We start from the raw sequence: 12,084 nt of genomic DNA on the forward strand, positions 1-12,084 counted from the left end.
GCACGGGGCCGGGTTGCCGGTAGGGGAGCAGGCGCATTGCAGGAACGTTTCTTCGATTCGTGTGCGCGGCGCTGTCGTCAGCCGTGCACCGCACCCCCGGCGCTCGTGGCGGGGATCAGCCGGTGGCGTGCCCGTCCCATGAGCTCCTCGCGCTCGTCCTCGGTCAGTCCGCCCCAGACGCCGTAGGGCTCGCGCACGGCCAGTGCGTGCGCCGCGCACTCGGCCCGTACGGGGCACCGCATGCAGACCTCCTTCGCCGAGTTCTCGCGCGCGCTTCGCGCCGCGCCGCGCTCACCTTCCGGATGGAAGAAGAGCGAGCTGTCGACCCCACGGCATGCCGCGAGGAGCTGCCAGTCCCACAGATCGGCGTTGGGTCCGGGAAGGCGAGAGAAATCTGCCATGGCGCATGTCCCCTTGAAACCGTGCTGGGTGGATACAGGACCAGGTCGGAAACGGGCGGGACGCCGACCGGACGTGCGCCGGATCCGGCACCAGCACCGTGCCAACGACCGTACATCTGCTGTGTAAGTAGATGTAAATATGACTCATTGCGAATCTAGCCATAGACACCGGAAAAAGGGAAGAAAAGCCGCTGAATGGGGCAGGGCCCTCATCCGATGAGCACGAGTGCTCCGCCGGCGACCCGTGAAACCTCCGCCTTTCCCCGTGCTGCACCGCCGACCCCGTCGCGGCCTGCGGAACCGGTGCTCACGCGTGCGGGGCGGCCCGCTCACAGAGCGTGCCGAAGTGCTGCGTACGACCCGTAACTCTTTCGAGTGACCGTCGTTGAGAGGGCGGAGGCGGTTGAAAGAAGAAGCTCTCGGGCACATGTCCGAGTGCGTTCAACCGCACAGGTGAAGAAACGTATCCAGCCTGGAGGCTCAAGGTGACGCGCATCAGCTGCGGAGGGCGGCCATGACATCCGTCCTCGTCTGCGACGACTCCCCGCTTGCCCGAGAGGCGCTTCGCCGCGCGGTCGCGACCGTGCCCGGCGTCGAGCGCGTGACGACCGCGGCCAACGGCGAGGAAGTCCTCCGCCGCTGGGGTGCCGATCGTTCGGACCTGATTCTGATGGACGTACGCATGCCCGGTCTGGGCGGCGTGGAGACCGTGCGCCGGCTGCTCTCCGCGGACCCCGGCGCCCGGATCATCATGCTGACCGTGGCAGAGGACCTCGACGGCGTCGCGCTCGCGGTCGCCGCCGGCGCCCGCGGCTATCTCCACAAGGACGCCTCGCGTGCCGAACTGCGCGCGACCGTCACCCAGGCGCTCGCCGACCCCACGTGGCGGCTCGCCCCGCGCCGGCTCCGTTCGGCCGAGATGGGGGCCGCTCCCACGCTCACCGCGCGTGAGATCCAGGTCCTCGAGGGCATGAGCCACGGCCGGTCCAACGCGGAGATCGGGCGTGAGCTCTTCCTCTCGGAGGACACGGTGAAGACGCACGCCAGGCGGCTGTTCAAGAAGCTCGGCGCCTCCGACCGGGCGCATGCGGTGGCCCTCGGATTCCGCTGGGGCCTGGTCCGCTGAGGACCGTACGAACGGGACGGTGCGGGGGTTACGGATGCCCGAGGGCATCCGTTTCCCGCGCGATGCCGCATCCTTGAGGTGTGGAGTTCCTCGGGGACGAGTCGGTCGAGCGGGAGGGGAGGGCGCAGGAGATGAGTTCCGGCGCACCTGCTCATAACGCTTCGGTGCACAACACAGGACGCAGTGCCGCGGACGGCCGCGGGCCAGGGCACCATGGACCGATGCGTGACGACGAGGCGGCGACCGGCCGAGGAGCCATCGGTGCGCTCGTGCACCGTGCCGTCGACGGCGACGAGCAGGCGACGCACGACCTGCTGGCGCACGTCCACCCCCTCGCTCTGCGTTTCTGCCGCTCGCGCCTCAGCCGGCTGCCCGGTGACGCTCGTCACTTCGTGGAGGACCTGGCGCAGGAAGTGTGCGTCGCGGTGCTGATGGCGCTGCCGCGCTACAAGGACACCGGGCGGCCCTTCGAGGCCTTCGTCTTCGCCATCGCCTCCCACAAGGTCGCCGACCTGCAGCGGGCCGCGATGCGCCACCCGGGTTCGACGGCCGTGCCGTCCGACGAGATGCCGGAGCGGCCCGACGACTCGCTCGGCCCCGAGGAGCGGGCGCTGCTCAGCGACGACGCCGAGTGGGCCAAGAGGCTGCTCGCCAATCTTCCGGAGAACCAGCGGGAGCTGCTGGTGCTGCGGGTCGCCGTGGGGCTGACCGCGGAGGAGACCGGGCAGATGCTCGGGATGTCCCCGGGCGCGGTCCGGGTCGCCCAGCACCGTGCGCTCAGCAGACTGCGCGCGCTGGCGGAGCAGTGAACCGTCCGTCGGTCGTCTGCGTATGTGTGTGTATGACTGTGGTGTGAACGTACAAAGCTGCTCGTCGATCTTGATCGTGGAATGAGACGGGTGCTCGGGCCGTTAGCATGGACATCCGCACCGATCAAGGCCATTTGGGGAAGGTGTCATGACCAACGTCGACGGAGTGCCCGAGAAATTCGCGACACTCGGGCTGACCTACGACGATGTGCTTCTGCTGCCTGGTGCGTCGGAAGTGCTTCCTAACGCAGTCGACACCTCGTCCCGTGTCTCCAGGAACGTCCGGGTGAACATCCCGCTGCTCTCGGCGGCGATGGACAAGGTCACCGAGTCCCGCATGGCGATCGCGATGGCGCGCCAGGGCGGCGTGGGCGTGCTGCACCGCAACCTGTCCATCGAGGACCAGGTGAACCAGGTCGACCTGGTCAAGCGTTCCGAGTCCGGCATGGTGACCGACCCGATCACGGTGCACCCGGACGCCACGCTCGCCGAGGCCGACGCCCTGTGCGCCAAGTTCCGCATCAGCGGTGTGCCGGTGACCGACGCCGCGGGCAAGCTGCTCGGCATCGTCACCAACCGTGACATGGCCTTCGAGACGGTCCGCACGCGCCAGGTGCGCGAGGTCATGACCCCGATGCCGCTGGTCACGGGCAAGGTCGGCATCTCGGGCGTCGACGCCATGGAGCTCCTGCGCCGCCACAAGATCGAGAAGCTGCCGCTGGTCGACGACTCCGGCATCCTCAAGGGCCTCATCACGGTCAAGGACTTCGTCAAGGCCGAGCAGTACCCGAACGCGGCGAAGGACGCCGAGGGCCGTCTGCTCGTCGGCGCGGCCGTCGGTGCGAGCCCCGAGGCGCTGGAGCGGGCCCAGGCGCTGGCCGGCGCGGGCGTCGACTTCCTGATCGTCGACACCTCGCACGGCCACAACAGCAACGCCCTCAACTGGATGGCGAAGATCAAGTCGAGCGTCGGTGTCGACGTCATCGGCGGCAACGTGGCGACGCGCGACGGCGCCCAGGCCCTGATCGACGCGGGTGTGGACGGCGTCAAGGTCGGCGTCGGACCCGGTTCCATCTGCACCACCCGTGTGGTCGCCGGCATCGGTGTCCCGCAGGTCACCGCGATCTACGAGGCGGCGCTGGCCTGCCGCGCCGCGGGCGTCCCGGTGATCGGCGACGGCGGCCTGCAGTACTCCGGAGACATCGGCAAGGCGCTCGCCGCCGGTGCCGACACGGTGATGCTGGGCAGCCTCCTCGCGGGCTGCGAGGAGTCCCCCGGCGAGCTGCTCTTCATCAACGGCAAGCAGTTCAAGTCCTACCGCGGCATGGGCTCGCTCGGCGCGATGCAGTCTCGCGGCCAGGGCCGTTCGTACTCCAAGGACCGCTACTTCCAGGCGGAGGTGGCCTCGGACGACAAGCTCGTCCCCGAGGGCATCGAGGGCCAGGTGCCCTACCGCGGTCCGCTCGCGGCCGTGCTGCACCAGCTGGTCGGCGGCCTGCGCCAGACCATGGGCTACGTCGGAGCGGCCTCCGTCGACGAGATGGAGAGCAAGGGCCGGTTCGTGCGGATCACCTCGGCGGGACTCAAGGAGAGCCACCCGCACGACATCCAGATGACGGTCGAGGCGCCGAACTACAGCAGGAAGTAGTCCCGCACATGACAGAGGGCGGTCCCGGGGGTTGCCGGGGCCGCCCTTCATGTGTGCGTCGGGGATACTGGTAGGGCCCAGGCGCAGATGCAGAAGGAAAGGCCACACACGTGACTGAGATCGAGATCGGGCGCGGCAAGCGCGGCCGCCGGGCGTACGCGTTCGATGACATCGCCGTCGTACCGAGCCGGCGCACGCGGGACCCGAAGGAGGTCTCGATCGCCTGGCAGATCGACGCCTACCGCTTCGAGCTGCCTTTCCTGGCCGCTCCGATGGACTCCGTGGTCTCCCCGCAGACCGCCATCCGCATCGGCGAGATGGGCGGCCTGGGCGTTCTGAACCTCGAGGGCCTGTGGACCCGCTACGACGACCCGCAGCCGCTGCTCGACGAGATCGCCGAGATGGACGAGGCCAACGCCACCCGCCGGCTCCAGGAGATCTACTCCGCCCCCATCAGGGAGGAGCTGATCGGCCAGCGCATCAAGGAGGTGCGCGACGCCGGAGTCGTGACCGCCGCCGCGCTCTCCCCGCAGCGCACCGCGCAGTTCTCCAAGGCGGTGGTGGACGCGGGCGTCGACATCTTCGTCATCCGCGGTACGACGGTCTCCGCCGAGCACGTCTCCGGCGCCGCCGAGCCGCTGAACCTGAAGCAGTTCATCTACGAGCTCGACGTGCCGGTCATCGTCGGCGGCTGCGCCACGTACACGGCGGCGCTGCACCTCATGCGTACCGGCGCGGCGGGTGTCCTCGTCGGCTTCGGCGGCGGAGCCGCGCACACCACTCGTAACGTGCTGGGCATCCAGGTGCCGATGGCGACCGCCGTCGCGGACGTCGCGGCTGCCCGCCGGGACTACATGGACGAGTCCGGCGGCCGGTACGTCCACGTCATCGCGGACGGCGGCGTCGGCTGGTCCGGCGACCTGCCGAAGGCGATCGCCTGCGGTGCCGACGCCGTGATGATCGGCTCCCCGCTGGCCCGTGCGACCGACGCGCCGGGCAAGGGCCGCCACTGGGGCATGGAGGCCGTCCACGAGGACGTGCCGCGCGGCAAGCTGGTGGACCTGGGCATCGTGGGCACCACCGAGGAGGTCCTCACCGGTCCCTCGCACAGCCCGGACGGTTCGATGAACTTCTTCGGTGCGCTGCGCAGGGCGATGGCCACGACGGGCTACAGCGAGCTCAAGGAGTTCCAGCGTGTCGAGGTGACAGTGGCGGACTCGCAGCACCGCCGCTGACTCCGCTCCATTCTGAAGGGCCTGACGCACCGCCGGGTGCGTCGGGCCCTTTGTCCGTGGACCGCACGTCCGTGGACCGCATCCCGCTTTCCGCGCGCATGAGGAGGGCCCGGCATCGTCCGATGCCGGGCCCTGCTCCACTCGCAGCGTCAGGCCGCGACCTTCTTGGTGACGGCGTAGCCCGCCACACCCGAGATGCCGAGGAAGACGTAGGTCATGGCCTCCGCCTCTTCCTTCCAGCCTTCGATCAGGTCGCCGAGGTTCGACGTCAGGATCTCGGTGACGGTCATCGGGTCGGGGGCCGCCTCCGACCACCAGCTGATCATCAGGGCGAAGCCGAAGAGCTGGCCGCAGAAGACGGCGACCAGCGCCAGCGGGACCCCGATGAGCGGCAGGATCGGATTCCGGCCGCCGGCCTTGCCGAGCGCGAAGCCGACGAGCGCGCCGACGGCGAGGGCCGCGTAGCCGATCTCGGTGTAGCTGCCGTCCTCGCTCGCCAGGGCGCGCATCACGCCGCCGTAGGCGAGGGCGCCGACGACGGCGGCCACGAGGCCGGCGACGAGGCCGAGGCCGAAGTTGTTGCGGACCGGGGCCGACGGCGGCGCGGGTGCGAACTGGTCGCCACCGGCGAACGGGTTGCCGGACGGCGGCGGGACGGGCTGGCTCATGGTGGGATTCCCCCTGGGATCAACGGCGTCGCACGAGCGTGCGAGCGGCGGTCCCGGAGACTAGCAGTCCGGTACGACGGAACGGCACTCGGTTATGGGACCGTTGCACGGCCGTACCGGAGCCTGAACAGGCGTCAGAGCCGGTGTGCCGCCCCGGCCGGAGTCGCCCCCCTTGTGTCGAGCAGGAGTTGGGCCTTGACCGCCAACCCCTGGAGGTCGTACGTGCGGTGGTGCTGGACCAGGACCGTCAGGTCCGCCGCGGCGGCCGCCTCGTAGAGGGAGTCGGCGCGGGGGACGGGGACCTGGTCCATGCGCCAGTCGGGGACGTAGGGGTCGTGGTAGCTCACGGACGCGCCCAGGTCCGTCAGGCGGCGGGCGATCTCGGTGGCCGGCGATCCCTGCAGGTCGGCGAGGTCCGGCTTGTAGGTGACGCCGAGGAGCAGGACGCGGGCGCCACGGGCGGACTTGCCGTGTTCGTTGAGGAGGGTGGCGCAGCGGCGGACCACGTACTGCGGCATCCGTGAGTTGATCTCCTGCGCGAGGCCCACCATGCGCAGCGGGCGGCAGGGGGTGGGGCCGGGGTCGAGCGGCACGCCGTGGCCGCCGACGCCGGGGCCCGGGCGGAAGGCCTGGAAGCCGAAGGGCTTGGTCTCCGCGCAGCGGATGACGTCCCAGAGGTCGATGCCGAGGTCGTGGCAGAGCACGGCCATCTCGTTGACCAGGGCGATGTTGACGTGCCGGAAGTTCGTCTCGAGGACCTTGACCGTCTCGGCCTCGCGCAGACCGCGGGCGCGGACCACCTTGTCGGTGAGACGTGCGTAGAAGGCGGCCGCGGACTCCGTGCAGGCGGGGGTGAGGCCGCCGATCACCTTCGGTGTGTTGGCGTAGCCGTGCGTGCGGCGGCCGGGGTCGGTGCGGCTGGGGGAGTAGGCCAGGTGGAAGTCCCGGCCGGCCCGCAGGCCGGAGCCCTCTTCGAGGAGCGGACGGAGGAAGCCCTCCGTGGTGCCGGGCTCGACCGCCGATTCCAGCAGGACGGTGGTGTGCGGCCGCAGCCGGGACGCGAGCGCCCTGGCGGCGTCGGTGAGCGTGGTCAGGTCCAGCGTGCCGTCCGCGCCCATGGGCGTGGGCGCACAGATGACGGCGGTGCGTACGCGGCCGAGTTCGGCCGCGTCGGTGACGGTGCGGAAGCCGCCGGAGAGCATGCGCCGGATGTCGGCGGGCGTCACTCCGGCGGCGGGCTCCGCGAGCTGGAGGGGGTCGGGGTCGTAGCCGATGGTTTCGATGCCTGACGCCACGGCGGCCTGGGCGAGCGGCAGACCGAGGTGTCCGAGTCCGATGACGGCGAGATCTGCGGGCATGGCTGTGGCCGTCCTTCCCGTAGCCGAAGGGGACAGTGAGCGCAAGCCCTGTGGGCGGAACGGGCAGGCGCAATGTCAGACTAGGCGTAAATATGACCGTTCTGCCGGATTGTCGGCTCCTGGTCGAGCGAGTGTTATCCACAGGCGGTGGCTGAAGTCGTCGAGTACGGACAGAATCGACGGTGTGAGTCCGACTTTGTGAGTCCGGCATTGCGGGTTCGACGTTGTGAGACCGACCGCAGGAAATACACGGGGGCGACGGGAGGCAACAGTGAGGACAGCGACACTGGGACCCGCGGAGCGCGCCGAAGCGCTCGCCGGGATGGCCGAGCGTGAACTGGACGTACTGGTGGTGGGCGCCGGCGTGGTCGGCGCGGGCACCGCGCTCGACGCCGCGACACGAGGACTGTCGACCGGGCTGGTGGAGGCGCGGGACTGGGCGTCCGGCACCTCGAGCAGGTCGAGCAAGCTGATCCACGGCGGACTGCGCTATCTGGAGATGCTCGACTTCGCCCTGGTGAGGGAGGCGCTCAAGGAGCGCGGGCTGCTGCTCGAGCGGCTCGCCCCGCACCTGGTCAAGCCGGTGCCGTTCCTCTATCCGCTCCAGCACAAGGGCTGGGAGCGGCTGTACGCGGGCTCCGGTGTCGCGCTGTACGACGCGATGTCGGTGTCCTCGGGGCACGGGCGGGGGCTGCCCGTCCACCGGCACCTCTCCCGTCGGCGCGCCCTGCGGGTCGCGCCCGCGCTGAAGAAGGACGCCCTCGTCGGCGCCCTGCAGTACTACGACGCCCAGATGGACGACGCCCGCTTCGTGACGACTCTGGTGCGCACCGCCGCGAGCTACGGCGCCCAAGTCGCCAGCCGGGCGCGGGTGGTCGGTTTCCTGCGGGAGGGCGAGCGGGTCGTCGGAGCCCGGGTGCTCGACGTCGAGGGGGGCGGTGAGTACGAGATCCGGGCCCGCCAGGTCGTCAATGCCACCGGGGTGTGGACGGACGACACGCAGGCGCTGATCGGGGAGCGAGGGCAGTTCCATGTGCGGGCCTCCAAGGGCATCCACCTCGTGGTGCCGAAGGACCGCATCCACTCCACGACCGGGCTGATCCTGCGCACGGAGAAGTCCGTGCTGTTCGTCATCCCCTGGGGACGGCATTGGATCGTCGGCACCACGGACACCGGCTGGGACCTCGACAAGGCGCACCCCGCCGCCTCCAGCGCCGACATCGACTACCTGCTGGAGCACGTCAATTCGGTCCTCGCCGTGCCGCTCACCCGGGACGACGTGGAGGGGGTCTACGCCGGACTGCGGCCTCTGCTCGCCGGCGAGTCGGACGCCACCAGCAAGCTGTCGCGCGAGCACACGGTGGCGCACCCCGTGCCGGGGCTCGTGGTCGTGGCCGGCGGCAAGTACACGACGTACCGGGTGATGGCCAAGGACGCCGTGGACGCGGCGGTGCACGGCCTCACCCAACGGGTGGCAGCCTGTGTCACGGAGGACACGCCGCTGCTCGGAGCCGAGGGGTACCGCGCCCTGTGGAACGCCCGGGCGAGGATCGCCGAGCGGACGGGTCTTCATGTGGTGCGCATCGAGCACCTGTTGAACCGCTACGGCGCCTTGGCGGAGGAGCTGCTCGCCCTCGTCGCGGAGGACCCGACGCTCGGCGATCCCCTGGGCGGCGCGGAAGACTACCTGCGGGCCGAGATCGTCTATGCCGCGTCGCACGAGGGCGCCCGCCATCTCGACGACGTGCTGACCCGACGCACCCGTATCTCGATCGAGACCTTCGACCGGGGGACCCGCAGCGCGCGCGAGTGCGCCGAGTTGATGGCCCCGGTGCTGGGCTGGGAGACGGCACAGATCGAGAAGGAGATCGAGCACTACGAGAAGAGGGTGGAGGCGGAACGGGAGTCGCAGCGGCAGCCCGACGACCAGACGGCGGACGCGGCGCGGCTGGGCGCGCCGGAGATCGTGCCGCTCTGATCCGGTCCTGGTCCCGTAGGGCCCGTCGAGGCCCGTCCCTGATTGCCCGTCGTCCGGGGAAACCGGCCCGCTGCGGGGGCGGTTGGCGAATCCCCGCACGCCCACGACCAGTGCGGGGGTGGGCTTCACCGCATGTGATGGCATGGTGGGTGGCGTATTCGGGTGGGCCGGGTACGCCACTGGGTGGACCCGGACGACGTACCGGTCCCAGGGTGAGGGACAATGGGCGCTCTGCCAGGGCGGGTTACCGCATCGCGCGGAATGCGGCAGGCGCGGGCGAAGATCAGGGATCGCAGAGGGGACGCATGTCGGAGGCTGAGCAGTCGCGGAAGCCCCAGCGGGGGGCCGGCTTCGCCGGCGAGGATGCGGACTCTGCCGTGGGCGCGGGGGCCGGTTCCGCCGACGGGGGCGAGGACTCCGCCGCCGGCGCGGTGGACCCGAAGACGTCCGAAGCGGACGCCGCCCCGGAGGTCGACGACGCGGTCCCGGAGGTCAAGGACGCGGTCCCTCAGGACAAGAGCCAGGACGGCGACGTCACACCGGTCGCAGCGGACCCCGGTGTCTCCGGCGCGGTCCAGGCCGATGAGGACGACGCCGCAGCGGGCGGTGCCTCTGCCGAGGTGGCGGACGCCCGGAAGCCCGGTCACGGCACCGGGAGCACGGCCGTGACGGCTGCTCAGGAGGACGCGCGGAAGGATGCGCAGGGCGATGCCCGGGAGGACGCCTCCGCGGACACGAAGCCTGCCTCCGTCGAGGACGCGAAGCCGCTGTCCGTCACGAAGGCCGGAACCACGAAGGCCGGAACGCGGCCCGCGGAGCCGGCGGACGCCCCGGCCGTGAAGGCGCCGGCCGGCGGTGTGAACGCCGGCCGGTCCGCAGGGTCACCCGCCGACGGCGACAGGAGCGCCGGCTCGCAGGCCGCTGCGGCGACGTCCGCCCCGGCGGACCGGACCGGCCGTGCCGGGGACGCGGGTGCGGCGGTTTCCAAGGGACGCGGCGCCACCGGTTCCGAGGGCCGCCTGCTCGCCGGTCGTTACCGTCTCGGCGGCGTCCTCGGGCGCGGCGGCATGGGCACGGTCTGGCGCGCGGTCGACGAGACCCTCGGCCGTACCGTCGCCGTCAAGGAACTGCGCTTCCCGGGCAGCGTCGACGACGACGAGAAGCGCCGGCTCATCACGCGCACCCTGCGCGAGGCCAAGGCGATCGCCCGCATCCGCAACAACAGCGCCGTGACCGTCTACGACGTCGTCGACGAGGACGACCGCCCGTGGATCGTCATGGAGCTCGTCGAGGGCAAGTCCCTGGCCGAGGTCGTACGGGAGGACGGCGTCCTCACGCCCCGCCGGGCGGCCGAGGTCGGCCTGGCGATCCTCGACGTGCTGCGCTCCGCGCACCGCGAGGGCATCCTGCACCGTGACGTGAAGCCGTCCAACGTGCTCATCGGCCGTGACGGCCGTGTCGTGCTCACCGACTTCGGTATCGCGCAGGTCGAGGGCGACCCGTCGATCACCTCGACCGGCATGCTCGTCGGCGCCCCGTCGTACATCTCGCCCGAGCGCGCCCGCGGCCACAAGCCCGGTCCGGCGGCCGACCTCTGGTCGCTCGGCGGCCTGCTCTACGCGAGTGTCGAGGGCTGCCCGCCGTACGACAAGGGCTCGGCGATCGCGACGCTGACGGCCGTGATGACCGAACCGCTCGACCCGCCGAAGAACGCGGGCCCGCTCGAGGAGGTCATCTACGGCCTGCTCGCCAAGGACCCCGCCCAGCGGCTGGACGACGCGGGCGCCCGCGCCCTGCTCACCCAGGTGGTGAACGCACCGGAGGCGCCGGTACTCCCCCCGGAGCCCGAGCCGTCGCCCGAGGCGACCCGCGCCATCCGGCTGCCGTCCGTGCCTCCCGTCCCCCCGGCCCGGCCGAAGGACCCTGCCGCCGACCGGGTCCGTGGCGCGCTGCGTTCCGTGCGCAACGCGGCCGCCGCCGTGAAGGCGGAGCCGAAGCAGCAGCCCGCGCCGGGCGGACCAGCCCGGCGGGCCGCAGCGGTGCGCGCACCGCTCACCGACGTGGTGCCCCGCCGCACCCTGGTGATCATCGCGGCCGTGGCGCTGATCGCCGTGCTCTCCACCGTGCTGGTCTTCGCCTTCAGTGACGACGACCCGGGCAACCGGACCAAGGGCAAGGACGAGACCGCCGCGTCGGCCGGCTCCACCGCCGGTGGCGGAGAGGACAAGGCGAGCGGTGGCGCGGGCGCCGACCCGAGTCCCGACAGCGGTGACGACCCCGGCAAGGACGACGGCAAGGAAGAGGACGGGGGTCAGGGCGGCAGCACCGGCAGCCCGGACGGCCCGCCGTCGGGCGACCCCAAGGACGACGACTCCGCGGGCGGCGACACGCTGCCGGCCGGGTACGTGATGGTCTCCAACGACCGCTGGCACTTCACCATGGCCATGCCCGCGAACTTCAAGCTCACCGGTGTGGCCGGCCAGAACTCGGGCGGCAAGTTCAGCGTCGACGGCGGAGTTCCGCGTGTCCAGGTCGACTTCAACGACAGCCCCAAGGACGACGCGGCCGCCGCATGGGCCGCCGCGGTCGCCGGTGTGAGCGCGACGAGCAACGGCTACAAGCACCTCGGGATAGGGACGGTCGAGTACAACGGCTATCCGACCGTCGCGGACTGGCAGTTCGAGCGCAACGAGAACGGCCAGCGGGTACGTATCCTGAACAGGGGCTTCAAGGTCGACGCCAGGCGCGGCTACTCGATCATGATCACGTGCAAGGCGAGCGAGTGGCGCAGCAAGGAGTGCGAGACGCTGCGCAAGACGGCGTTCGCGACGTTCAGCCCCAAGGACTGACCCAGGACACGT

The 12,084-nt window shown here is 71.0% G+C and carries 9 protein-coding genes; 6 read left to right on the forward strand and 3 right to left on the reverse strand.

The features are described from left to right. Nucleotides 1–77: 77 nt before the first annotated feature. The gene (locus AB0K36_RS01195) at nt 78–401 is read right to left on the reverse strand and encodes a WhiB family transcriptional regulator (RefSeq protein WP_189466813.1); all 324 of its coding nucleotides are present in this window, start codon (nt 399–401) and stop codon (nt 78–80) included. A 514-nt stretch (nt 402–915) separates the two neighbouring features. Between AB0K36_RS01195 and AB0K36_RS01200 the strand changes: the two genes are divergently transcribed. From AB0K36_RS01200 to AB0K36_RS01215, 4 genes are all read left to right on the forward strand, one after another. Continuing rightward, on the forward strand, nt 916–1,527 hold the full coding sequence (locus tag AB0K36_RS01200; RefSeq protein ID WP_003948568.1) for a response regulator transcription factor: 612 nt from the start codon (nt 916–918) through the stop codon (nt 1,525–1,527). A 221-nt stretch (nt 1,528–1,748) separates the two neighbouring features. Beyond that, nucleotides 1,749–2,336 carry a sigma-70 family RNA polymerase sigma factor gene (locus AB0K36_RS01205; RefSeq protein ID WP_189466811.1) on the forward strand — a complete coding sequence of 196 codons (588 nt, stop codon included), beginning with the start codon at nt 1,749–1,751 and terminating at the stop codon, nt 2,334–2,336. A 148-nt stretch (nt 2,337–2,484) separates the two neighbouring features. Beyond that, the gene (gene guaB, locus AB0K36_RS01210; protein WP_364586564.1) at nt 2,485–3,984 is read left to right on the forward strand and encodes an IMP dehydrogenase; all 1,500 of its coding nucleotides are present in this window, start codon (nt 2,485–2,487) and stop codon (nt 3,982–3,984) included. A gap of 110 nt (nt 3,985–4,094) precedes the next feature. Beyond that, nucleotides 4,095–5,219, forward strand: a complete 1,125-nt coding sequence (locus AB0K36_RS01215) for a GuaB3 family IMP dehydrogenase-related protein (protein WP_364586567.1) — start codon at nt 4,095–4,097, stop codon at nt 5,217–5,219. A gap of 149 nt (nt 5,220–5,368) precedes the next feature. Here AB0K36_RS01215 and AB0K36_RS01220 read toward each other — a convergent pair whose 3' ends face one another. Both AB0K36_RS01220 and AB0K36_RS01225 read right to left on the reverse strand, forming a co-directional pair. Next, on the reverse strand, nt 5,369–5,887 hold the full coding sequence (locus tag AB0K36_RS01220; protein ID WP_364586570.1) for a hypothetical protein: 519 nt from the start codon (nt 5,885–5,887) through the stop codon (nt 5,369–5,371). Between the two features lie 134 nt (nt 5,888–6,021). Next, nucleotides 6,022–7,245 (reverse strand): nucleotide sugar dehydrogenase, encoded by a 1,224-nt coding sequence (locus tag AB0K36_RS01225; RefSeq protein WP_364586573.1) that lies wholly within the window; start codon nt 7,243–7,245, stop codon nt 6,022–6,024. Between the two features lie 271 nt (nt 7,246–7,516). On the opposite strand from AB0K36_RS01225, the gene AB0K36_RS01230 reads away from it, so the two are divergent. Then, nucleotides 7,517–9,223: a glycerol-3-phosphate dehydrogenase/oxidase gene (locus AB0K36_RS01230; protein WP_364586576.1), complete on the forward strand. Its 1,707-nt coding sequence runs from the start codon at nt 7,517–7,519 to the stop codon at nt 9,221–9,223. Between the two features lie 305 nt (nt 9,224–9,528). After that, nucleotides 9,529–12,072, forward strand: coding sequence for a protein kinase domain-containing protein (locus AB0K36_RS01235; RefSeq protein WP_364586579.1), 2,544 nt, complete (start codon nt 9,529–9,531; stop codon nt 12,070–12,072). The last annotated feature ends 12 nt before the right edge of the window (nt 12,073–12,084 follow it).

The sequence above is a fragment of the Streptomyces kurssanovii genome (genome assembly GCF_040677245.1).
Taxonomy (GTDB): domain Bacteria; phylum Actinomycetota; class Actinomycetes; order Streptomycetales; family Streptomycetaceae; genus Streptomyces; species Streptomyces kurssanovii.

Coding starts and splice junctions, on each gene's coding strand:
- AB0K36_RS01195 (WP_189466813.1), bottom strand. CDS start 401: ATGGCAGATTTCTCTCGCCTTCCCGGACCCAACGCCGATCTGTGGGAC.
- AB0K36_RS01200 (WP_003948568.1), top strand. CDS start 916: ATGACATCCGTCCTCGTCTGCGACGACTCCCCGCTTGCCCGAGAGGCG.
- AB0K36_RS01205 (WP_189466811.1), top strand. CDS start 1,749: ATGCGTGACGACGAGGCGGCGACCGGCCGAGGAGCCATCGGTGCGCTC.
- guaB (WP_364586564.1), top strand. CDS start 2,485: ATGACCAACGTCGACGGAGTGCCCGAGAAATTCGCGACACTCGGGCTG.
- AB0K36_RS01220 (WP_364586570.1), bottom strand. CDS start 5,887: ATGAGCCAGCCCGTCCCGCCGCCGTCCGGCAACCCGTTCGCCGGTGGC.
- AB0K36_RS01225 (WP_364586573.1), bottom strand. CDS start 7,245: ATGCCCGCAGATCTCGCCGTCATCGGACTCGGACACCTCGGTCTGCCG.
- AB0K36_RS01235 (WP_364586579.1), top strand. CDS start 9,529: ATGTCGGAGGCTGAGCAGTCGCGGAAGCCCCAGCGGGGGGCCGGCTTC.